At 72.0% G+C, this 22,631-nt stretch carries 15 protein-coding genes and 1 tRNA gene; 6 read left to right on the forward strand and 10 right to left on the reverse strand.

Annotation, left to right across the window (positions count from 1 at the left end):
• Window positions 1–53: 53 nt before the first annotated feature.
• The 4 genes from M4960_RS10335 to M4960_RS19725 form a co-directional block, all read right to left on the reverse strand.
• A complete protein-coding gene (locus tag M4960_RS10335; protein WP_248704186.1) occupies window positions 54–953 on the reverse strand; it encodes a carbon-nitrogen hydrolase family protein in 900 nt (299 codons plus the stop codon).
• 100 nt (window positions 954–1,053) lie between these two features.
• Window positions 1,054–1,130: transfer RNA gene (locus tag M4960_RS10340), tRNA-Met, on the reverse strand.
• Window positions 1,131–1,193: 63 nt separating this feature from the next.
• Entirely contained in the window at window positions 1,194–4,163 is a 2,970-nt protein-coding gene (locus M4960_RS10345; RefSeq protein WP_248704187.1) for a UPF0182 family protein, read from the reverse strand.
• A gap of 165 nt (window positions 4,164–4,328) precedes the next feature.
• Window positions 4,329–5,438: a S16 family serine protease gene (locus tag M4960_RS19725; RefSeq protein WP_248704188.1), complete on the reverse strand. Its 1,110-nt coding sequence runs from the start codon at window positions 5,436–5,438 to the stop codon at window positions 4,329–4,331.
• A 152-nt stretch (window positions 5,439–5,590) separates the two neighbouring features.
• On the opposite strand from M4960_RS19725, the gene M4960_RS10355 reads away from it, so the two are divergent.
• Window positions 5,591–7,057, forward strand: coding sequence for a zinc-dependent metalloprotease (locus M4960_RS10355; RefSeq protein ID WP_248704189.1), 1,467 nt, complete (start codon window positions 5,591–5,593; stop codon window positions 7,055–7,057).
• Window positions 7,058–7,132: 75 nt separating this feature from the next.
• Window positions 7,133–7,990, forward strand: a complete 858-nt coding sequence (locus M4960_RS10360; protein ID WP_248704190.1) for a TOMM precursor leader peptide-binding protein — start codon at window positions 7,133–7,135, stop codon at window positions 7,988–7,990.
• On the opposite strand, the gene M4960_RS19730 is transcribed toward M4960_RS10360, so the two are convergent.
• Together M4960_RS19730 and nudC are read right to left on the reverse strand one after the other, a co-directional pair.
• On the reverse strand, window positions 7,881–9,704 hold the full coding sequence (locus M4960_RS19730) for an ATP-dependent helicase (RefSeq protein ID WP_248704191.1): 1,824 nt from the start codon (window positions 9,702–9,704) through the stop codon (window positions 7,881–7,883). The two genes, M4960_RS10360 and M4960_RS19730, sit on opposite strands and share 110 nt — an antisense overlap.
• A complete protein-coding gene (nudC, locus tag M4960_RS10370; RefSeq protein WP_248704192.1) occupies window positions 9,701–10,636 on the reverse strand; it encodes an NAD(+) diphosphatase in 936 nt (311 codons plus the stop codon). The genes M4960_RS19730 and nudC overlap by 4 nt, the downstream gene beginning before the upstream one ends.
• Before the next feature lie 142 nt (window positions 10,637–10,778).
• Here nudC and M4960_RS10375 point away from each other — a divergent pair, with 142 nt between their 5' ends.
• Window positions 10,779–11,777 (forward strand): phosphotransferase, encoded by a 999-nt coding sequence (locus M4960_RS10375; RefSeq protein ID WP_123938945.1) that lies wholly within the window; start codon window positions 10,779–10,781, stop codon window positions 11,775–11,777.
• A 375-nt stretch (window positions 11,778–12,152) separates the two neighbouring features.
• Here the strand turns inward: M4960_RS10375 and M4960_RS10380 are convergent, their stop codons facing one another.
• Window positions 12,153–15,419, reverse strand: coding sequence for an ATP-dependent DNA helicase (locus tag M4960_RS10380; protein ID WP_248704193.1), 3,267 nt, complete (start codon window positions 15,417–15,419; stop codon window positions 12,153–12,155).
• Window positions 15,416–18,571: a UrvD/REP family ATP-dependent DNA helicase gene (locus M4960_RS10385; RefSeq protein WP_248704194.1), complete on the reverse strand. Its 3,156-nt coding sequence runs from the start codon at window positions 18,569–18,571 to the stop codon at window positions 15,416–15,418. The genes M4960_RS10380 and M4960_RS10385 overlap by 4 nt, the downstream gene beginning before the upstream one ends.
• Before the next feature lie 127 nt (window positions 18,572–18,698).
• Here M4960_RS10385 and M4960_RS10390 point away from each other — a divergent pair, with 127 nt between their 5' ends.
• Together M4960_RS10390 and M4960_RS10395 are read left to right on the forward strand one after the other, a co-directional pair.
• On the forward strand, window positions 18,699–18,923 hold the full coding sequence (locus M4960_RS10390; RefSeq protein ID WP_111084998.1) for a DUF3107 domain-containing protein: 225 nt from the start codon (window positions 18,699–18,701) through the stop codon (window positions 18,921–18,923).
• A 4-nt stretch (window positions 18,924–18,927) separates the two neighbouring features.
• Window positions 18,928–19,224: a hypothetical protein gene (locus tag M4960_RS10395; RefSeq protein WP_173169507.1), complete on the forward strand. Its 297-nt coding sequence runs from the start codon at window positions 18,928–18,930 to the stop codon at window positions 19,222–19,224.
• Here M4960_RS10395 and M4960_RS10400 read toward each other — a convergent pair.
• Window positions 19,221–19,937: a ferritin-like fold-containing protein gene (locus M4960_RS10400; RefSeq protein WP_235035842.1), complete on the reverse strand. Its 717-nt coding sequence runs from the start codon at window positions 19,935–19,937 to the stop codon at window positions 19,221–19,223. The genes M4960_RS10395 and M4960_RS10400 overlap by 4 nt on opposite strands.
• A 90-nt stretch (window positions 19,938–20,027) precedes the next feature.
• Between M4960_RS10400 and M4960_RS10405 the strand changes: the two genes are divergently transcribed.
• On the forward strand, window positions 20,028–21,530 hold the full coding sequence (locus tag M4960_RS10405; RefSeq protein WP_131878363.1) for a DEAD/DEAH box helicase: 1,503 nt from the start codon (window positions 20,028–20,030) through the stop codon (window positions 21,528–21,530).
• 178 nt (window positions 21,531–21,708) lie between these two features.
• Here the strand turns inward: M4960_RS10405 and M4960_RS10410 are convergent, their stop codons facing one another.
• Complete coding sequence (locus M4960_RS10410; RefSeq protein ID WP_123938949.1) at window positions 21,709–22,581, reverse strand: PHP domain-containing protein; 873 nt, start codon at window positions 22,579–22,581, stop codon at window positions 21,709–21,711.
• Window positions 22,582–22,631: the final 50 nt, after the last annotated feature.

Below are 22,631 nucleotides of genomic sequence, written 5' to 3' on the forward strand. Positions count from 1 at the left end.
CCCGATCCCGCCACCGGCGCAGTCGCGACCACGGATCGGACGGGACCTGCCGGTCAGGGGCGAGCCGTGCCTCCAGGCCGGGCGCGCAGCGCGACGTCGTACCGGCGGAGTGCCAGCGACGGGTTGACCTGCCGGACCGCCTCGGTCACAGCGGTGTCGACGGTCGCGACGAGCGTGCCGGGCGCAGAGCCGGCCGACGCCACGGCGACACCGGAGGGGTCGAGCACCACCGAGGCCCCGATGCCGATCGGCGGCGTCTGGCCGACACCGACGACCCAGACGGTGTTCTCGATCGCCCGCGCGGTGAGCAGGGTCCGCCAGTGGTGTTCCTTGCCGGGGCCACGCACCCACTCGGCCGGCAGCACGACGACGTCGGCCGCACCGTGCTCGGGCGCTGCCAGCCGGCGGGTGACCTCGGGGAAACGCAGGTCGTAACAGGTCTCGAGCCCGATCCGGAGGCCTTCGAACTCGAAGACCGGCAGCTGCTCCGGGTCGCCGGACTCGATGCGGTCGGACTCCCGCGACCCGAAGGCGTCGTAGAGGTGCACCTTCCGGTAGGTCGCCGCAAGCTCGCCGGTGGGGAGCACTGCCACCAGGGTGTTGCGGAAGCGCGTGGGTTCGTCCGCGGTCGCTGCGTCGGTCGTCGCTGTTTCCGTCGACTCGGCGTCGGTCGTCTCGGCGTCGGTCGTCTCGGCGATCCCGACGATCAGTGCGACACCGGTGTCGCGGGCGATGTCGCGCAGCCCTGACACGAAGGGGCCGTCGAGCGGCTGCGCTGCGGCGACGAACCGGTCGTCGATGTCGGCGGTGAAGTACGACGAGTACTCCGGCGTGACGAGCAGCGCCGCTCCCCGCGCCGCTGCGTCGACCGCCGCGGTCCGGACGGTCTCGAGGTTGGCCACCGGGTCGTCCACGGGAGCGAACTGCGCGGCGGCGATCGTGAGGGTGCCCATCCGCCGAGCGTACCGGCGCACTGCGGAGCGTTCCGGCGTGGAGGATCCCGGGAACGAGGAAAGCCCCGGTCCTTTCGGACCGGGGCTTTCGTGTGACGCTTGGTTGCGGGGGCAGGATTTGAACCTACGACCTCTGGGTTATGAGCCCAGCGAGCTACCGAACTGCTCCACCCCGCGGCACATTGAATAGCCTACACACGGTCGTGGCGGGGCACAAATCGTGTGCCCCGCCACGGCGTGTCAGCTGCCGTCTTCGGCTGCGGTCGCGGCCTCGATCGCCTCTTGCAGGCGCTTGTCGGCCTCGGCTGCAGCGACCAGGTCGTTGTCGGCGTAGGCCTGCTGACGGTCCTGCAGGGCGTCGTTCGCGTCGGACAGCGCCTGCTGCAGTGCGTCGTTGTCCGTGGTGCCCGAACCGGTCGAGCCACCGGTCGACCCGGAGCCCGAGTCGGAACCGGAGTCGGACGAGCCCGACCCGGACGAACCGGAGTCGCTCCCCGAACCACTGGCATCGGAGTCTCCGGCAGCAGCACCCGAGTCACCGCCGAACAGCGAGTTGAGTGCCTCGTCGAGGGTGTCCTCGAACGCGATCTTGTCGCCGAACGCGACGAGCACCTTCTGCAGCAGCGGGTACGAACCGCTCGACGTCGACTGCACGTACACGGGCTGCACGTACAGGAAGCCGCCGCCGACCGGAAGGGTGAGCAGGTTGCCCTGCTTCACCGTCGAGTTGCCGCGCTTCAGGATGTTCAGCTCCTGCGACACCGTGGTGTCCGAGTTGAACAGGTTCTGCACCTGCGCCGGGCCCGGGATGTTGTCGGTCTTCGGCATCGTCAACAACGTGAGCTTGCCGTAGCCCGACGCCTTCTTGCCCTTGCCCGCACCTCCCGCGTCGGAGTCGGCGGCCAGGTAGCCGGTCAGCACGTTGCGGTTGTTCGCACCGGCGGACTGCTGGGGGATGTAGGTCGTGTACAGGTTGTACGCGGTCTCCTGCCCCGGCACCTTCATCGTCAGGTAGTACGGATCCTGCAGGTTCGCCTTGCTCGCGGTCGTCGTCGTTTGCGCGCCCAGGGCGTTGGTGGTCGTCGACGTGTCGGCGGCGCTCGCATCCGTGTCGGTCGACCCCGTGGTGGTGGGCTCCTGTGGTGTGTTCCACGCGTCGTCACCCGAGTAGAACGAGTTCGCGTTCGTCACGTGGTAGGTGCCGAGGATCGACCGCTGCACCTTGAACAGGTCCGTCGGGTAGCGGACGTGGTCCAGCAGCTCGGCGCTCATGCTCGACACCGACTTGACCGACGTCGGGAAGATCTTCTCCCACGTCTTCAGCACCGGGTCCTTGGTGTCCCACGCGTAGAGGGTCACCTTGCCCGTGTAGGCGTCGACCGTGGCCTTCACCGAGTTGCGGATGTAGTTGACCTGGTCGGTGCGGTACGCCGAGGACTCCGAACCGGCGATGCTGTCCGACAGGCTCTGGCTCTGCGAGTACGGGTAGGCGTCGCTCGTCGTGTAGCCGTCGACGACCCACTGGATGCGGTGGTCGACGATCGCCGGGTAGGCGTCGCTGTCGACCGTCAGGTACGGCGCGACCTTCTGGACACGCGTGATCGGGTCGCGGTCGTAGAGGATCTGCGAGTCCTTGTTGACCGCGTCCGACAGCAGGACCTGCTCCGACTGGAACTTCGCCGCGTAGACGAGTCGGTTGAAGAAGTTGCCCACACTCGGTCCGCCGTCGCCGGAGTACGTCGTGGTGGCGTTGCCGCCGTTGTCGTCGTCGGATCCGGACGGGTAGTCGAGCTCGACGTCCTTCGAACCCTTCGGCGCGCCGACGATCGAGTACGCCGGCGAGGTCTCGCCGAAGTACACGCGCTGCTGGAAGTCACCCAGCGCACCGTTCGAGGGGATGCCCGACTCGAGGAAGACCGGCTTGCCGTCGCTCGCGCGCTGGTTGCCGAAGGCCGCGGTCACGCCGTAGCCGTGGGTGTACACGAACGCCCGGTTGTACTGGGTGTTCGCGGCCGAGCTCAGACCGTCGAGGTCGATGTCGCGCACCGCGATGACGGTGTCCTCGGTCTCGCCCTTGACGTCGTACCGGTCGACGTCGAGCTCGTCCGGGAACTGGTAGTACTGCCGGTACTGCTGCAGCTGACTGAAGGTGTCGGAGACGATCTTCGGGTCGATGAGGCGGATGTTCGCCGTCGTCTGGGCGTCCTGCGCGAGGGCGCCGGAGCTGGCCTCGGTCGTGGCGTCGTAGTTCTGTTCCTTGACGTCGGAGACACCGTAGGCGTCCCGCGTGGCCTTGATGTTCCGCTCGATGTACGCGGACTCGTAGGTACGCTCCGAGGGCTTGACCTGCAGGCGCTGGACGATCCAGGGGTAGATGCCCCCGATGACGATCGCGGCGACGAGCAGCAGGCCGGTGCCGACGATCGAGATGCGCCAGCGGCCGATGACCGCGGTGACGATGAACAGGATCGCGACGATCGCCGCGATGCCCGCCATGATCTCGCGACCCGGGATGACCGCGTTGACCTCGGTGTACTGCGCACCGGTGATGAGCGAGTTCGACTTGGTGAGCGCCGCGTACTGGTCGAGCCACAGGCTGACGGCCTGCAGCGCGATGTAGAGCGCAGCGGTGACGGCGAGCTGGATGCGCGCGGCACGGGAGATCCGGACTTCACGTCCCCCGAAGCGCAGCGCGCCGTACAGGTAGCAGGCGGCGAGGGCGGCGAGCCCCGCGATCAGCACCACGGCCGACGAGTACGCCACGATCGAGCGCCAGAACGGCAGCTCGAAGACGTAGAAGCCGATGTCCAGGCCGAACTGCGGGTCCGTCTTGCCGAACGGGGTCCGGTTGAAGTACTCGAGCACCATGCTCCAGCGCCCCGAGGTCGACAGCCCGGCGAAGATGCCGAGCACCACCGGGATGCCGATCATGACGGCGCGGCGCAGCGGTTCGATGACCTGCTGGTACCGGTCCAGCTGCGAGTTGAGCTTCGCGTAGACCGGGCGGTACCGGAAGGCCAGTCCGATGCTCAGGAAGACCGGGATCGCCATTCCCAGGAAGCCCGCGAGGAACATCACGGTCCCTGCGATCCACCGCGTCGTGAGGACCTGCTGGAACCCGAGCTGCGCGAACCACGCGTAGTCGGTGTACAGGCTGGCGAAGATGAAGAAGCCGATCACCAGTGCGGCCAGCACGATGATCGTGACCACGATCGGGACCCGCGGCGAACGCCGCCCCGAGGTGGACGAGGTTGTCGTCACTTGATGTGCTCCAGACGTGTCGGACCGGCGGGCCCGGCTCGCGGCGGGCCGTCAGTGCACTGATCCTATTGGACCGGGCGGACTGTGAAACTGTGCGAGGACTCAGGAACCCGGTCAGGAACCGCAGCGGGCGAGCTTCGCGGTGCTCTTCCCGTCGGCGATCGTCTGCAGGTCGGTGACGGCCTGGTCGAGCGTCGACACCTTGTAGACGTCGAGCCCGTCCGGCACGTGCCCGACGACCTCGCCGCAGTTGTCGGCCGGGGCGAGGAACACCGTCGCCCCCGCTTCCCGCGCTCCGTAGAGCTTCTGCCGGATGCCGCCGATGGCTCCGACCTCGCCGTCGGCGGTGATCGTGCCCGTCCCCGCGACGTGCTTGCCGCCGTTGAGCTTGCCGGGTGTGATCTCGTCGATGATCCCGAGCGCGAACATCATGCCGGCCGAGGGGCCACCGACGTCCTGCAGCTTGATCGAGACGTCGAACGGGAAGTCGTACTTCTCCGTGACGCCGACGCCCAGGAGCGCGGTGCCCTGCTCGTCGCGCGGGGTCACCCGGACGTCCTTCGTCGCACCGTCGCGCTCGATGGTGACGGTGGCCGGGGTCGACGTGCCGTGCTTCGCGACGAGCTCCCGCAGCGAGGTGGCGTCGGCGTTCGTCGTGAGCGAGGTGCCGTCGAAGGCCGTGATGACGTCGCCCTTCTCGATCGGGCCGTCGGCAGCCGAGCCGGGCTGCACGGTACCGACCTCGAGTTCGGTCGGCAGGTCGTTCCCCTGCTGGATCAGTGCTGCGGCCACCGCGGACTGCTGCGACGCCTGCATGTCGGCGGAGTCCTGCTGGTTCACCTGCTCGGTCGTCGTGCCGGTCGGGTAGATCGCCTCGACCGGGATCACGGCCTCGGACTTCGTGAAGATCGCCCGGACGACGCTGGTCCACGACGGGCGGTTCGTCGCGTCGCCCTGGATGCCGACCGTCAGCATGTCGAGCGCACCGGCGGTGGGGTAGGTCTCGTGCCCGGAGACCTGGATCAGCTTGACGTCCTTCGCGTCCTTGCCCGTCCCCTGCTTCTGGGTCCCGATGGTGTTGTAGACCGGTCCGGGGACCTCGATCAGGTACGGGCTCGGCAGCACGCTCGCCAGGATCCCCAGCACGACGGCACCGATCACGAACGCCCACCCGACGGTCCTGGCACGCGAACGACGACGGGGCGCGGGGGTGAAGAGGGTCACGCGGGGTCCTTCCAGGGGCGGTCGCCGGGCCTGACGGCGGGGCGGTCGTCCGCGCCGTGCGGCGGGACTGTTCGCCCTCGGCGCAGCGGTTCGGGCGTTCCCACGGGGGCATCCCAGGTGCGGCCCCGTGAGCAGCGATTAGCGTAGTCGGCATGCCTGATGAACCACAGCCGGGGCCGGACGACGACTTCCAGGAGATGCTGCGCAAGCTGCTCTCGGGCGAGGGCCAGATCGACCCGTCGCAGCTCGCCGGTGCAGCCGGCCTGCCGAACGACCCGGCCTTCGTCGCGAACCTGATGAGCCAGCTGCAGCGTGCCGCGCAGTCCGGCGGCGACGGCATCGACTTCTCCGCGACCGCCGAGCGCGCCACCGCGATCGCCCGGGAGGGCGGCCACGCCGTCGACCCGGTGGCCTCGCAGGCGGCCGACCAGGCGTTCCAGGTCGCAGCCCTCTGGTTGGACGAGGTCACGACCGTGGCCGAGCTCACCGCCACCCCGAGCCTGTACACGCGGGAGCAGTGGGCGAAGGCGACGGTTCCGGTGTGGACCCAGATCGCCGAGCCCGTCGCGTTCAGCATCGCCGATGCGCTGACCGAGGCCATCGACCAGCGTGCTCCCGAAGAACTCAAGGCGATGCTCGGTGACGTCTCGAAGGCGATGCGCGGCGTCGGCGGTGCCCTCTTCGCCATCCAGCTCGGCCAGGTCGTCGGCCAGCTGTCGAAGGAGGTCGTGTCCGGCGGCGACGTCGGTGTCCCGCTGCTGGACGAGCAGGTCGCCGCACTCCTGCCGCAGAACGTGGCCGAGTTCGCCGAGGGACTCGACGTCTCCGAGGACGAGGTCCGCATCTACCTGGCGGTCCGCGAACTCGCCCACGCACGGCTCTTCCGCTCGGCACGGTGGCTGCGACTGCACATCATCTCGTCGATCACGGAATACGCACGGGGCATCCACATCCCCTTCGACCGCGTCGAGGAGCTCGCCGCGGACATCGACCCGACCAACCAGGAGCAGCTGCGGGACGCGCTCGCCTCGGGCGCGCTCATCCCGCCGCGCACGCCCGAGCAGGATGCTGCGCTGGCACGACTCGAGACCATGCTCGCGCTCGTCGAGGGCTGGGTCGACACGGTGACCGCCGCCGCCACCGTCCGGCTGCCGAAGAGCGGTGCCATCGCCGAGATGGTCCGTCGTCGCCGTGCAGCCGGAGGACCCGCCGAGTCCGCGTTCGCGACGCTCGTCGGCCTCGAACTGCGACCCCGCCGTCTACGCGAGGCCGCCGCGATGTGGCAGCGGGTGACGGACGAGCTCGGAGCCGAGCAGCGTGACGCACTCTGGTCGCACTTCGACCTGGTCCCCACGTCCGACGACGTCGACGCACCCGACGCCCTGGTCGCCCGTCTGCGGAACCCCGCGCAGACCGAGGAGGACGACGCGTTCGACAAGGCGCTCGAGGACCTGCTCAACGACGCCACCGGCGCCCGTCCGCACGAGGACGAGTCCGGCCGGATCGACGACGGCGCCCCGGGCACCGACGAGACAGGCACCGGCGAGACGGGCACCGACGGAAGGGGCACCGACGAGACAGGCACCGACGAGGACCGCCCCGGCGACCAGCCCCGCTGAGTCCGGCACCGCCGAGTTCTCCACAGATCCACCACCCGGCCCCACGCGTGCCCCCGACTCGGGCACCGTGGGGTCATGGGCATCCGCATCGATCCGACACTCGAGTTCGTCTGGCGCGACCCGACGACGGTGCAGCTCGGAGTCGATCCGCCTCGTGCCGTCGTCGACGTCCCGACCACGGGCGAGGAACGGTTCCTCAGTGCCCTGCGGCGCGAGACGGGGCGCGAAGCGCTGAACGGCCTCGCCGTCACCTCGGGCTGCCCACCGGACGTCGCCGCGCGCGTGCTCGGTGCGGCGTCCCCCGCGGTGATCGACGTCCTGCCCGAACCGCTCGAACGGGTCGAGGTGCACGGGGCCGGCGGGTTGGCGGACACGATCGCGGCGCACCTGTCCGGCGAGGGCGTGACCGTCGCCCGGACCTCGTCCCCGCGGGGCGGCCCCGTCGACCTGCCGGAGCACGAACCCCGGCTCGCCGTGGTGGTCGCCGACCACGTCGTCGACCCGGCGCTCCGCGCCGCCTGGACCCGCAGGGGCGTGCCGCACCTGGCGGTCGTGGTGGGCGACGGCCGCATCCGCCTCGGGCCGTTCGTGGTCCCGGGGGCCGGCCCGTGCCTCCAGTGCGCCGAGTTCGCACGCGTGGACGACGACCCGGCGTGGCCGGCGATCGCGTCGCAGCTGTGGGGACGACCACCGGCGCCGCTGTCACCGTGGCGGTCCGCCGCGGTGGCCGCGGCCACCACCCGGCTGCTCGTGCAGCGCCTGCCGCTCCGGTCGCAACGTGCCGACCCGGACCAGGTGGTGTTCGACCGCGACGACCTGGCCGTCAGCCGGTGGTCGGTGCCGCCCCATCCGCGGTGCGCGTGCCGAGCGCTGCCAGGAACCGACTCGGAGCGCGGGCTCCCCCACGCGTGGAACCCTGTCTCGACCACGTGATCGTCACGGTCCGCCGGGCGCGGGTCAGGCCGACGTAGAACAGGCGACGTTCCTCGTCCACCTCGGTGTCGGTGGTGGCGTGCGAGATCGGCAAGAGGCCCTCGGCGGCGCCGGCGATGACCACGTTCGGCCACTCGAGCCCTTTGGACGAGTGCAGGGTCGCCAGGGTCACGGCGTCGACCTCGGGCTCGTGGTGGGTCGCGGCACGGTCCACCAGGTCCTGGGTGAACTGCTGCATGGTCGTGCCGGCGGGGGCGTCCTCGGCCAGGCCCATGATCGCCTGCAGGGCTTCCCACTGCTCGCGGACGGCACCGGTGCCCTCGGGGGCGGTCGACGTCCACCCGCTGACCTGCAGCACGAGGCGGACACGGCGGGTCAGTTCGTCGTCGGTCTGCCGGATCGCCTCGCCGCGCATGTGGTGCACCGCGAGCTTGACCTCGGGCCGGTTGAAGAAGCGCGTGCCGCCCTGCACCCGGTAGGGGATGCCGTTGCGGCCGAGCGCGGACTCGAGGGCCGCGGACTGGGCGCCGACGCGGAACAGCACCGCGCAGTCGCCGTACGACGCTCCGCCGGCGACGAGTTCCGCGATCCGTCGGGCGATGGTCTGCGCCTCGTCGCCGTCGTGCACGCACGGCACCACGACGGGGTCGGGACCGGACTCTTCCGTCTGGGCGACCAGGTCGAGCGCGCCCGGTTGCCCGCGCATCAGGGCGTTGGCGGCGTGCACGACCTCGCGGGTGGAGCGGTAGTTCCGCTCGAGTCGCACGACCGAGCCGCGGGGGAACTCCGAGCCGAAGCCGAGCAGGTAGTCACTCGACGCACCGGCGAACGAGTAGATCGTCTGGCTGGCGTCGCCGACGACGCACAGGTCGTCGCGGCCGCCGAGCCAGGCCCGCAGCAGGTCGTGCTGCACGGGCGAGACGTCCTGGTACTCGTCGACGACGAAGAACCGGTACTGCTGCCGCACGTAGGACGCCACCCGCGGCTCCGACTCGACCATGCCGAGCGTGGCGAGCAGGACGTCCTCGAAGTCGAGCTGTCGGCGGTCGTCCTTCAGGCGCTCGTAGGCCTTCATCAGGTCGATCACCCGGCGCGGCGAGGTGTCGCGCGGCATCACCCGTTCGGCGGCGGCGGCCTCGTACTCCTCGAGCGAGAGCATCTGCACCTTGCGCCACTCGACCTCGGCGGCCAGGTCGCGCAGCACCGGGGTGTCGACCGACATCCCGACGGTGTCCGCGGCGTGCGCGATCATCCGGCCCTTGGACTCGACGATCTTCGGCGCGTGCCCGCCGACGGTGTCCGGCCAGAAGTAGCTGAGCTGCGCCATCGCCGCAGCGTGGAAGGTGCGCGCCTGCACCGTGCCGGCGCCGAGCGAGCGGAGTCGCGACCGCAGCTCCCCGGCGGCGCGGGTGGTGAACGTCAGCGCGAGGACGTGGTTCGGTGCGTAGGTGCCGGTCGCGACGCCGTAGGCGATGCGGTGGGTGATCGCACGGGTCTTGCCGGTGCCGGCGCCCGCCAGGACCGCGACGGGGCCGAGCAGGGTCCGGGCGACGGTGCGCTGCTCGGTGTCGAGAGCGGCGAGGAGTTCATCGGGCGACGGCGGACGGACCTCGGCCGAACCGGCCGAACCGGCCGAACCGGCCGAACCGGCCGAACCGCTCGAACCGCCCGGACCAGCGCCAGCCGGCACCGGCCCACCACCAGCACTGCTCACGGCAGGTCCAGCGGCCCGCCGTACCACTCCTCGATGATGGCGCGGGCGATCGAGGTCCGACCGGGCAGCAGCAGGGTGTCCCCCGCGCGCTCCCGGATGTCCTCGCGCGAGAACCAGCGCACGTCGAGGATCTCGACGCCGTCGGGCCGGGCAGTGGACGGGTCGCCGTCCACTGCGCGGGCACGGAAGCCGACCATCAGCGACGCGGGGAACGGCCACGGCTGCGAGCCGAGGTACTCGGGCTCCTCGACGTGCACGCCGGACTCCTCGAAGACCTCGCGGCGGACGGCGTCCTCGAGCGACTCCCCCGGTTCGACGAACCCGGCGAGCAGCGAGTAGCGGTCGGCGTCCCACGCGGCGTTCGAGCCGAGCAGGATGCGGTCGTCGGCGTCGACGACACCGACGATGATCGCGGCGTCGGTACGCGGGAAGTGCTCGTGTCCTTCAGGGTCGCGGCGCACCCACCCGCCGGTGACGACGTCGGTCGCGGACCCGGTGCGGGGCGAGAAGCCGTGGACGGCGTGCCAGTTCGCCATCGCCACGGCCTCGACGGCCAGGCCCTGGTCGCGCGGGGACAGCTCGGTGCCGAACATGCGCAGGCTCTCCCACGCGTCGTCGGACGGTTCGATGGCCGACGCGGTGGCGTCGTCGACGAGGGCCGCGACGAAGCGGGTGCCGGCGGGGGCGTCGGCAGCGTCGGACACGGCGCGGCCGAGGTACAGCGTCACGGTGCCGTCCGGCACGTCGGCCGCGATCACGAACCGCAGGGTTCCGTCGGCGTTCCGGAGCATCTCCGAGCCGTGCACCGGCAGGTACCGGGTCGCGGAGTCCTCGCGCAGGACCCGGTCGAGGTCCGGCGTCGTGCGAAACTCGGCGTCGCGGTCGAGTTCGTTGCGGGACAGCGGGAGCCGGGAGGCGAACTCGACGGTCACGGCAGAGGGCTCCTCGGTTCAGGTGCAGGCGAGGCCTGCGGGCGGGGCGTGCGGGCGGGGCGTGCGGCAAGGCGTACTGGGAAGGCTTCGGGAACAGCGTGGCGTGCACCGGTGCAGGCGTCACGCACCTACCCTGAGGGGCATGGCGGGATCCCAGTTCACTCTAGCCGCGTTGGCGACGACGGCCGTGCCCGGTCTCGTCGTCACGGGCACGCGCACGCTCGGCTCGGCCGCGGCCGGCGACTACGAGTCGGCTCTCCTCCGCGACGCCGACGGCGCCCTGACGGTCATCCGACGTCCCCGGAACCAGCGGGCGGAAGCCCGGCAGTCGGCCGACCTCGTCGCGATCCGTGCGCTGAGCGCCGGGATCCGCACGCGCCTCCCGTTCGGTGTGGCCGAGTACCGCGGTCAGGCGCCGATCGGATCGACCCGCGCCATCGTCACCACCCGGCTGCCGGGCGCGCACCCGACGCTCGCGTCGTTCGCCGAGCGCCCCGAGCTCGCCACGAGCGTCGGCCGCGCCCTCGCCGCGATCCACCAGCTGCCGACGAGCTTCGTCTCGGACGCCGGCCTGCCGTCGCTCACCCCGTTCGAGGTGCTGCGCTCCGCCGTGTCCGTGATGGACCGCGCCGTCGCCACCAAGCTCGTGCCCGCCGCCCTGGTCGAACGGTGGGAGGGTGCCGCGCGCGACCAGCAGCTGTGGCAGTTCACCCCCACCGTCGTGCACGGATCGATCGGCACCGGCGTGCTGCTCGTCGACGGCGACTCCGTCAGCGGGATCCTCGACTGGGGCGAGCTCCGACTCGGCGACCCGGCGAAGGACCTCGCCTGGGTGCTCGCCGGCCGACGCGACGCCTTCGACACCGTCCTGAGCGCCTACGAGGCGAACGGCGGCGGACGCGACCGTCAGCTCGCACAGCGCGCCCGGGTGCACCACGAACTCGAGACGGCGCACTGGCTGCTGCACGGCGTCCAGGCGAAGAGCACCGAGGTCGTCGACGACGCGGTCGCCATGATGCACCGGCTGGTCGACGCGGTGCACGCGCCGAGCGCGGAACCGCTGCAGTCGGTGTCCCCCGAGACGATGGAGATCGGCGAGGTCGAGCAGTTGCTGTCGTCGACCGAACGCCGACACGGCTGACCCCCGCTCCGACGTTCCGGCTCGTGTACCGCGCTCACCTCTGCCGAGCGGTCACGCAACGTCGTCCGCCCCGTGTTCGAGCGACCGTCCACGACCAGTCCGCATCCGCCGACGGGCTGTCGTGACCAGTGGCGGTCGCGCTGGGCGGTGGGCGCGACTGCCTGGAGGCCCAGGGCCGGTCCGCGAGACCGGCACCGGGCCTCCAGGGTGGCTGGCTGGGCGCGGCGCGCTCCCCGCCGGCGTCCGGCACCGAGCGGTCACGACTCCCTGCCATCCGAGCACCGACCGGCCACGAACCGTCGGCCGTCGAGCCTCGCGCTGACTGCCTGTGACCGGTCGCCGTGCACGCCGCGGGGTGTCGCGACCCCTCGTCCGTCAGCCGATCGCGGCCGTCCAGGCGCGCTCGAGTCCAGCACGGTCGAGCAGCTCGGTCGGGCGCACCTCGAGGTCGTCCGCGACGAAGTAGAACACGGCGTCGACCTGGTCGAGCGGTCGACCGGTGAACTCGGCGTAGGCCACCCGGTACAGGGCGAGCTGCAGCGTCCGTCGGGCCAGGTCGTCGGCACCGGACGGCGCCTTGCCCGTCTTCCAGTCGACGACCTCGGCACGCCCGTCGATCTCGTAGACGGCGTCGAGCTTGCAGACGACGCTGTGCCCGAGGAACGGGATGTGGATCTCGCGCTCGACCTCGACCGGCGTGCGGCCGGCCCACCGTGAGCGGGCGAAGGTGGCCTGGAAGTCGGCCAGTCGTCGGGCGTCGTCGTCCGTGACCACTGCGTCCGGCGAGGCGTCGACCAGGTCGTCGGCGTCGAGGTCGAGCTCGTCGCCCCACACGTCGAGCGTCTCGAGCGACCCGCCCGTCCGGGCACGCTGCTCCACCCACTGGTGGAAGAGCGTGCCGAGCCGGGTCGCTCGGTACGGACGCTCCGGCATCGGCCGCCGCAGGCGTTCGGCCACCGTGTCCGGCTCGGTGAGGTAGTCCTTGAAGCCGGAGGCCGGCACGCGGTGCGGGACCACGACCGCGTGCTTCGCGTTCCGGGTCGCACGTCGTTCGGCGAGCAGCAGGTCGATGTCGGCCGCGTACCGGCCGGAGGCACCGGGGTTGGCGTTCCGGACCCGCTCGGCCGCCGCCAGCACCCGGGGCGCCCGCTGCCCGAACGGCACGTGCGGCCAGAGCTGCTGGGCGCCGTCCTCGCCGAGGGGGTTCTCGTCGTGCACGGTGGTCTCCGGGATCGCGGTGCCGTCGACGACCCCGGCCTCGACCAGGTCGTGCAGGTACCGGCTCGGCTCGGTGGGGCGCACGCCGCCGGCCCAGAACGAACCGGACACGAGCAGGTCGTGGCGGGCACGGGTCAGCGCGACGTACGTGAGTCGGCGTTCCTCGTCCTCGTTGCGGGCCTTCACCTGCTCCTTGAAGGCGTCGATCGCGGTCGTGACGTCCTTCTGGGTCTCCTGCCCGCGCCACGCCAGGCTCGGCAGCTCGGCGCCGTCCCCCCGGAACTCGTACGGCAACCGGCCGAAGCCGAGCCACCCGGACGAGCCCTCCTGCGGCCGCGCGGGCAGTCCGCCCTCGACCATGCGCGGCACCGCGACGGCGTCCCACTCGAGGCCCTTCGACCCGTGGATCGTCAGGATCTGGACCGTGCCGGCTTCGGGTTCCTCGGAGCGCGGGCCCATGTCGTCACGGCGGGCGGCGGCGTCGATCCACCCCAGGAAGGAGCCGAGGTCGGCACGGTCGTCGGTGGACACGAACCCGGCGAGCTCGTCGATGAAGGCGTCGAGGTACGCCCCGCTGCCCTGCTCGTGCGCCGCGACCTCGATGTCGAGCCGCATCTCCTGCACCACGAGCGTCACGAAGTCGACCAGGTCGCTGCCGGCCCGCGACCGCAGCATCGCGAGCTGCGTGCCCAGCGCCCGCATCCGGCTGCGGCCGGCGGGCGTGATGCCCTCGAGCGCGCCGTGCTCGTCCGGTGCGGTCGCCACGAAGTCCAGGGCGTCGACGATCGAACCGTGCTCGCCCGCAGCCACCGAGGCGCGGAACGCCGCCGTCAGCTCGTCGTCGAGCCGCTGCTGCGTGTGGTCGCGCTGGAACAGCCACCGCGCGAGGTGGTGCAGGGCGACGACGTCCGCCGCGCCCACCCGCCACCGGGCACCCGCGAGCAACCGGATGAGGTCGTTGCCGGCAGCCGGGTCGTGCAGCACCCGCAGGCACGCGACCAGGTCCACGATCTCGGGGCGCTGGAGCAGACCGCCGGTGCCGAGCACGTGGAAGGGCACCGCGCGCGCTCCGAGCGCCGCGGTGAACGACGCCAGGTCCTTGCGGGCACGGAGCAGCAGGGCCATCGACCCGGTCGGGTTCCGCTTCCGGTGGCCTTGGAACCAGGCGGCGACCTCGTCGGCCTCTTCTGGCAGGGTCTCCGGGAACACCGCCCGGACCGTCCCGGCGTCCGCACCGGGTCGCGGTGACAGGCGCTCGACGTCGACCTCGGATGCCTCGGACAGCGGCGCCACGATCGCGTTCGCTCCCGCGAGGACGTCGACCGGGTTCCGCCAGCTCGTCGACAGCGCGAACGTCACGGGCCGGACCGCATCCGGCTCGGTGCCGCCGAAGTCGTGCGGGAAGCGTGCGAGGTTCGCGGCGCTCGCACCGCGGAACCCGTAGATCGACTGGTGCGGGTCGCCCACGGCCATCACCGAGTGCCCGCGGAACAGCCGGGCGAGGAACCGGGTCTGCACCACCGAGGTGTCCTGGTACTCGTCGAGCAGCACGACGCCGAACCGCTGCCGCAGGTCCGTGACCACCCGCGGCGCGGACTCGGCCGCGGCGAGCGCCAGGGCGATCTGGTCGGAGAACTCGACGAAGCCGCGGTCGACCTTCTGCCGTCGGAACTCCGCGACCAGGTCGGCCAGGGGCTCCAGCGCACCGATCGCAGCGACGGCGTCGGTGATCGCCTTGTACGGCTTGCCACGGTTGCCGGGCAGTTCGAGCAGGTCGGAGAACTCGACGGCGAACCGGCGGAGGTCCTCGGGTTCGACGAGGTGCTCGGACGTGGCCCCGGCGAGCGCCACGACGGCCGCCGTGAGCGTGTCGACGTCGCGGTCGAGTCCGGCCAGTCGGTCGTCACGCGCGGCCACCACGACGCGGCGGGCCAGCTGCCAGGCGGACGGTTCGGTCAGGACCTGGGACTCGCCGTCGCGGCCGACGAGCAGGGCGTTCTCGCGGAAGACGGCGTTCGCGAACGCGTTGTAGGTCGACACCGTGGGCGCTTCGAAGGCGTCGCCCGGGGTGATCAGGCCGACGTCCTCGAGTGCACGGATGCGGTCGTTGATGCGCACCGAGAGCTCGCCGGCGGCCTTGCGGGTGAAGGTCAGGCCGAGGACCTCGTCGGGGCGGACCATGCCGTTCGCGAGCAGCCAGACCACCCGCGACGCCATCGTCTCGGTCTTGCCGCTGCCGGCTCCGGCGACGACCAGGGCGGGGGTGAGCGGGGACTCGATGACGGCGCGCTGCTGTGCGGTCGGGCGCGGGCGGCCGAGGGCGTCGGCGATGGCGTCGGCGCCGTGCCGGACCACAGGCGCAACGAGGACGTCCGTCGTGCCCGTCGAGCCCGTCGCGTCGGTCGTGCCGGTCGTGTCGGTCACCAGGTCACCTCCGAGACCACGTGGATGCGGCACTCGACGCCGGTCCGGGCCTTCTCGCAGTGGTCGTCCACGTTCGCCAGGAAGGTCCGTCCGGCCATGCCGCGCGCGACCCCGTGCAGGCGCTCCCGGTAGGCGTCGCGCGCCTCGGCGTCGAACGCGTGCTGGGTGCGCTCCGAGTAGGCCTGCCCGCCGCGGGGGTTCTGCACGAACACGAGTCGGGCGTCCGTCATGGGCGAGCCGGCCGGAACACCCTCGACCGCGCCGTCCTCGATCGCCAGCTGGTACGCGCCGAGCTGCGGGTGCTCCGGCATGTCGTTCTTCTCGCTCGGCATCGAGCGTCCGGTCTTGAGGTCCACGACGCTGACGCGGCCCTCGGGGTCGACCTCGATGCGGTCGATGCTGCCGCGCATCCGGGCGGGGCCGGTAACCAGGGCGAACGAGGTCTCGGCGCCGAGCAACCGGCGGCCGGCGCCCGCGAAGGTCCGCAGGTAGTCGCTGAGCCCCTCGATCATGCGGCGGGTGCGTGCGCGTTCCCGATCGGCCACCCACGGCGACTCGAAGGTCAGTTCGTCCCACCGGGCCTCGACCCGCTCCCACAGCGACTCGACGTCGATCTCGGTCGCGTGCTCCATCGCCTCGTGCACGATCGTGCCGATCCCCATCGCCGGACTCGGCGCACCGCCGCCGAAGGTCTGCACGAACCAGTGCACCGGGCACTCCTCGAACGTGCCGATGCGCGACGGCGAGACGGACACGGTCGGGGCGACGGGTTCGCCGCCCTCGACCTCGGGCACCGGCTCGGCGTCGAGGTCGACCAGCGGCTCGTCGGTGGTGGGCTCGGCGAGGCCGTACCAGTCGTCCGGTGCGGCCCCGGGGACCTCGGCCTCGGCCAACCGGGCCAACGCCGAGGCGGCCTCGTGGTCGCCGGACAGGACGACCCGACGTCGCAGGGACCCGGCCAGTCCGCGCAGGGACAGCGGGTGCACGGTCGGCTGCCGGTCCGGCGGCACCGGCACCAGGCGGACGAACGGCGACGGGGACTCGTCGTCGTTGGCGACGGTGCCGATCACGACCTGCGTGGTCGCGCGGGAGACGGCGCGGGCGAACAAGCGGAGTTCGTCGGCGACCACCGCGGCGCGGTCGTCGATCGGCGAACGCTCGGCCCCCGACGCTGCACGGACCAGGCCGTCCGGATCGAGCAGACTGCCGCGCACCCGGGTGTTCGGCCACACGCCGTCCTGCAGCCCGAGCACCACGACGACGTCGCACTCGAGTCCGATCGTCGCCGAGGGGGCGAGCACCCGGACCCGGCCGGCGGTGCGGTCGGGGCCGATGGAGTCCTCGGGCAGGTCGGCGCCGAGCAGGTCGTCGACGAACACCCGGGCCGGGGCGTCCGGGGTGCGCTCGACGAACCGTTTGGCGGCGGTGAACAGGCCGACGACGGCGTCGAGGTGCCGGTCCGCTTCGCCGGCACCGACCCCGCCGGCTGCGGACTGGCCGCCCCACGACTTCGCGAGGCCGCTGCGCTCCCACAAGCCCCAGAGGATCTCCTCGATGCTCGATCCGGCCTCGGCGTCGGCGTGTGCCTGCACCAGACTGCGCGCGAGTCGGGTCGCCCGTCTGGCGAAGCCCGCGTCGACCGTGGCCAGACGTTCCGGGGCACCGAGCGCGTCGATCAGGAGTTCGTCGGCCGTGCGGGTGCCGTCGCCGGCGAGCTCTTCGCGCCGCAGGGCGAGCCGCAGCCGGCGCATCGCCAGGGTGTCGAGTCCGCCGAGCGGCCCGGTGGCGAACGCGGTGGCCAGGGCGGCGTCGAGGGGAAGGACCCCGAGGGCGACCGCCGCGGCGTCGAGCAGTGCCCGCGCCGCCGAGTCGTCACGGGGGCGGACGGGCGCGGCACCGGCGGTCGCGGGGACCTCGGCCACCGAGAGCGCACGCACGAGCTCGGGGATCGCGGCGCCGCTGCGGGTGACGACGGCCATCCGGTGCCACGGCACACCGTCGAGCAGGCGGTGCTCCCGGAGCCTCCGCGCGACGGCCACGAGCAGCGCCGACCGGCTCGCCGCCTCGAGGTGCACGACGGCGTCGGCTCGGGCGTCCTCGTCGCTCGCCGTCGCCGCGCGCTGCCGACCGGCCGCTGCCGTGCCGATGCGCCCCGTGATCCCGGAGACCAACGACCGGATCGGCGCGGGGTACCGGTGCACGGTGCCGAGGAAGAGTTCGTCGACGCGGTCCACGCCGAGCCGCACGGCCAGGCGCCCGAGCACGTCCGGTTCGGCCCCGCGGAACGCCGAGGCGGCGATGTCCGGGTCGCCGAACGCGACGACCTGCACGCCGGACCGGGCGAGCGCACCGAGCAGTGCCACCTCGCCCTCGACGAGTTCCTGGGTGTCGTCGACCACGATGAGTCCGAGGGCGGCGATGCTCGCCGGGAGTTCCCCGCGCAGCACGGCGGCGGTGGCGAACGCGACGAGCTCACCGGAGTCGAGGCTGGTCGCGCGGAACGCGGTGACCGAGGCCCGGTACTCGTCGACGAAGTCACCGACGGCCCGCCACTCGGGTCGACCGCCCTCGTCGCCGAGCTCGCGCATGTCCTCGGGCTCGACGCCCGCCGCGACCGCACGCATCATGACGTCGCGCAGCGCGGTCCGGAACCCGGCGCGCTCGCGCACCACCGCGGTGATGGGTTCGGGCCAGTTCGGACCGGTGCCGTCGAGCTCGTGACCGGCGAGCAGGTCGGCGATGATGCGGTCCTGCTCGCCACCGGTCAGCAGCGTGGGCGCTTCCTGCCCCTGGACCGCGGCGGCGTGCGCGACGATCTGGAAGGCCAACGAGTTCACGGTCCGGGCGAGCGCTCCGGGCACCACGCGGTCGACGGCGGCGGCGAGGCGGTCACGGAGGGCCGTGGCAGCGGTCCGCGACGAGGTCAGCGCGAGCACGGTGGCGTGCCCGTCGGGGCTGATCGCGTCCGGTCGGCGCAACCGGTCGGCGACGAGCCGGGCGAGCGTGGTCGTCTTGCCCGTGCCGGGAGCGCCGATGACCGCCGCGTGCCGGCCGTCGGGCAGCGCGAGCACGGCGGTCTGGGACGGGTCGTCGACCAGGGCGCGTGCGACGCCGACGTCTGCGGGGGCTGGCGTCAGCGTGGTCTGCGGCACGCTCGTACGGTACCCACGACCGCCGACACCACCCGGCCCGACGCGGGCGCGGCGCGCACCCGGGCCGCAGAGTGCGCCCGCGGCGAACGTCCGATGTCCTCCGGGACCGCTCGGATACGCTGTGCTCGTGGACATCAAGATCGGCATCATCAACAGCCCGCGCGAGATCGCGTTCGAGACCGCCCAGACCGCCGACGAGATCGAGAAGGCCGTGTCTGAGGCCCTCGCGTCGAAGGCGACGCACCTGTCGCTCCAGGACGAGAAGGGCCGTCGCTTCATCGTTCCGGTCGCCGCCCTGGCGTACGTCGAGGTCGGCGCGGAAGAGGCACGCCGCATCGGCTTCGTCGCCTGACGACGTGGAACTGCTCTTCGCCGTCCTCGGCGGCCTGATCATCGGCGGGATCGCGCACGTGGTCCTGCCGTGGCGTGCCAGTCGTGGCGTCCTGATCGGGCCCGCCGTGGGCGGCATCGCCGCTGCCGTGCTGTGGGAGGCGCTGACCTGGGCCGGATGGCGGTACGACGCCACCTGGATCTGGGTCGTGGCCCTGGTCGGTGCGGGCGTCGTCGCCCTCGTCGTCGAGTGGCTGCTCGGGAGGCGCCGCGACAAGAGCGACGTCGAGTACTACGAACGACTCAAGGCCCGCGGGGCCTAGGCCGTCAGGCCGAGCGCGTCCATTCGACGGGTGTGCGCCGCGATCAGTTCGGTCCAGACCGGCTCGAGCCGCTCCTGGTCCTCGCGCGCGTGCGACGCCAGTGCCGACCGCGCCACGAGCAGGGTGTCGCCGACCAGACGCCGGCCCCACATCGCCAAGCGCGAACCGACCTCGGGGTCGTCCTCGATGCGGGCGGTCAGTTCCTCGACGACCGCGGGTTCCTCACGCGCGTCGAACACGGAGCGCAACCGCTGCCGCACGTCGTTCGGCAGCGACCGCAGCAGGTTGCCGAACAGGTCGTTCAGGATGCCGGCCGTGACGTAGCCGGTCAGCATCGACTCGTACCAGTCGGCGCCGCTCGTGCGCTCGAGGAACCGGTCGATCGCCTCGCGGTGCGGCGCCATCAGTTCCGCCGGGTCCGACCCGTTGCGTTCGATCTCGGCGACGATCGTGCGGTGCCGGTCGAGCGCCGTCGTCGCGAGCACACCCGTCACCAAGCGACCGGACAGCGTCGGCGCCGAGGCACCGGCACGACCCATCGTCTCGTAGACGGAGAGCTGCAGGTACGCGGCCTGGCCCAGGTAGACGTCGAGCTCGGGGGTGACGTCGTCGAGCGCCAGACGCTTGACCTGGCTTGCGTTGCGCGGGTTCCGCGACGCGAGCCACGCTGCTGCGAGCTGCGCCGCGCGCTTCCGGTTCCACCACGACACCACCCGGAGAGCATAGCGGGAACCGCCTCGCGCCCCGCTCCACCCGCCCATCGGTAGACTGGCCCGGACTTCCACCAGAACTAAGGTGATTCTTTGACTTTCGCAGACCTCTCCATCGAGCAGGACATCGTCGACGCGCTCGCGGGCAAGGGCATCCTCGAGCCCTTCCCGATCCAGCAGCAGACGATCCCGCTCGCCCTCACCGGCCAGGACATCATCGGCCAGGCCAAGACCGGTACCGGCAAGACCTTCGGGTTCGGCCTCCCCCTCATCCAGCGCCTCGGCGCCGACCCGGCGCCCGGCGTCAAGGCCCTCGTCGTCGTCCCGACCCGCGAACTCGCGGTCCAGGTGACCGAGGACCTCGAGGTCGCCACCTCGAACCGCCCGACCACCGTCGCGGCGATCTACGGCGGCAAGGCGTACGAGGGCCAGATCGAGCAGCTCAAGGCCGGCGCCCAGATCGTCGTCGGCACGCCCGGGCGCCTCATCGACCTGCAGCGCCAGCGACTCCTCGACCTGTCCCACGTGCAGGAAGTCGTCCTCGACGAGGCCGACCGCATGCTCGACCTGGGCTTCCTGTCGGACATCGAGCGCATCTTCCAGGCCATCCCCGAGGTGCGGCACACGATGCTGTTCTCGGCCACGATGCCCGCGCCGATCGTCGCCCTCGCCCGCCGGTTCATGAGCCGTCCGGTGCACATCCGGGCGACCGACCCGGACGAGGGCCTCATGCAGGCCAACATCAAGCACCTCATCTACCGCGCGCACTCCCTGGACAAGGACGAGGTCATCGCCCGCATCCTCCAGGCCGAGGGCCGCGGCAAGACCGTGATCTTCACCCGCACCAAGCGTGCGGCGGCGAAGCTCGTCGAGGAGCTCAAGGACCGCGGGTTCAACGCCGCAGCGGTGCACGGTGACCTCAACCAGGAGCAGCGCGAGCGCGCGATGGCCGCCTTCAAGGCCGGCAAGCGTGATGTGCTCATCGCCACCGACGTCGCCGCCCGCGGCATCGACGTGGACGACGTCACGCACGTCATCAACCACACGATCCCGGACGACCCGGACACCTACCTGCACCGCGCCGGTCGTACCGGCCGTGCCGGCAAGACCGGCATCGCGGTCACGTTCGTCGACTGGGACGACCTGCACAAGTGGACGCTGATCGACAAGGCCCTCGAGTTCGGCATCCCCGAGCCCGTCGAGACCTACTCGTCGTCGCCGCACCTGTTCGAGGAACTCGACATCCCGAAGGGCACCAAGGGCCGTCTGCCCGGTGCCTCGTCGCACGCCGCGTCGGCCGGTGCCCCCGCCGAGAAGCGCAGCAGCGACCGTCCGGCCTCCGGTCCGCGTGACGCGTCGCGTTCGCGGTCGCGCAGCCGCACCCGGTCAGGAGGCTCGGAGCAGCCCGCCTCGCAGGCTCCCGCCACCGAGTCCGCGGCTCCGACCTCCGCGCCCACCGACGACTCGTCGGCCACCGAGGGCGGGACCACCGACGGCGCCGCGAAGCGTCGCCGCCGTCGCCGCCGTCGCGGAGCCGGCACCGGCGATGCCTCGGCGACCGCCTCGGCACCGCAGGGTTCGTCGGACGGCGAGTAGCGCCTCCAGACCGAAGGGTCCGTCGCTGACGCGACGGGCCCTTCGTCGTCCTCACCTGCCGACTGCCCCCGCGAAAGCGACAGATTGCCGCGAACCGTCGGCGGGAATCTGTCGCTTTCGCGGAGGGGTCAGGCCGCGCCGAGCGAGAACTGTCGCTTCGGTGGGGACGAGCCTCGGGTCAGGACAGGCGCGAGCCGGGGCCGACCACGGGGGCGCTGCCGGTGGCCTCGGACAGGATGGCGTCGAACGCGACCCGCGCCGTCCGGTGCTCGCCGAGCCGGTTCGGCTTGCCCGTGCCGTGGTAGTCGCTCGAACCGGTGACGAACAGGCCGTAGCGCGACGCCCAGTCGAGCAGGGTGCGCTTGCCGTGCGCCAGGTTCTCGCGGTGGTCGACCTCGAGCCCGCCGAGCCCGGCGTCGACGAGGTCGCGGAGCATCGGCTCGTCGATGACGATCCCCCGCGACGAGGCTGCCGGGTGCGCGATGACCGGCACACCGCCCGCCTGTCGGATGAGTTCGACGCCGCGCAGGGGCGACGGTGCCTCGTGCGGTTCGTAGTAGCCGGACGCCGGGTGCAGGATGCCGCGGAACGCCGCGCTCCGGTCGGACTCGAGGCCCCGCGCGACGAGCGCGTCGGCGATGTGCGGGCGGCCGATGGTGGCCCCGGGGCTCGCCTGGGCCAGGACGTCGGCCCAGGTGATCGGGTGGTCCTCGCCGATGCGGTCGACCATGCGGTGCGCGCGGGAGAGGCGGCCGGAGCGGATGCGGTCCGTCTCCTCGACCAGGCCCGGGTCGTGTGGATCGACCAGGTAGCCGAGGACGTGCACGCTCCGGAAACCGATGCGCGTGCTGAGCTCGAGACCCGGCAGGAGCGTCAGCGGCAGCTCGCGGGCGGACCCGGACGCGTCGGCCCAGCCGGCGGTCGTGTCGTGGTCGGTCAGCGCGACGGCGTCCAGGCCGGCGGCCGCGGCCGCTCGGACGAGCTCCGCGGGTCGCTCGGTGCCGTCGGAGACACTCGAGTGCGCGTGCAGGTCGATGAACGGGTCGGGCACGTCGACAATGCTATCCACAGGTGAGGGGCCGCACAGGACGCCGGTGCAGC

It is taken from the genome of Curtobacterium sp. MWU13-2055 (genome assembly GCF_023242305.1).
Taxonomy (GTDB): domain Bacteria; phylum Actinomycetota; class Actinomycetes; order Actinomycetales; family Microbacteriaceae; genus Curtobacterium.

Coding starts and splice junctions, on each gene's coding strand:
- M4960_RS10355 (WP_248704189.1), top strand. CDS start 5,591: ATGCCTGATGAACCACAGCCGGGGCCGGACGACGACTTCCAGGAGATG.
- M4960_RS10360 (WP_248704190.1), top strand. CDS start 7,133: ATGGGCATCCGCATCGATCCGACACTCGAGTTCGTCTGGCGCGACCCG.
- M4960_RS10335 (WP_248704186.1), bottom strand. CDS start 953: ATGGGCACCCTCACGATCGCCGCCGCGCAGTTCGCTCCCGTGGACGAC.
- M4960_RS10375 (WP_123938945.1), top strand. CDS start 10,779: ATGGCGGGATCCCAGTTCACTCTAGCCGCGTTGGCGACGACGGCCGTG.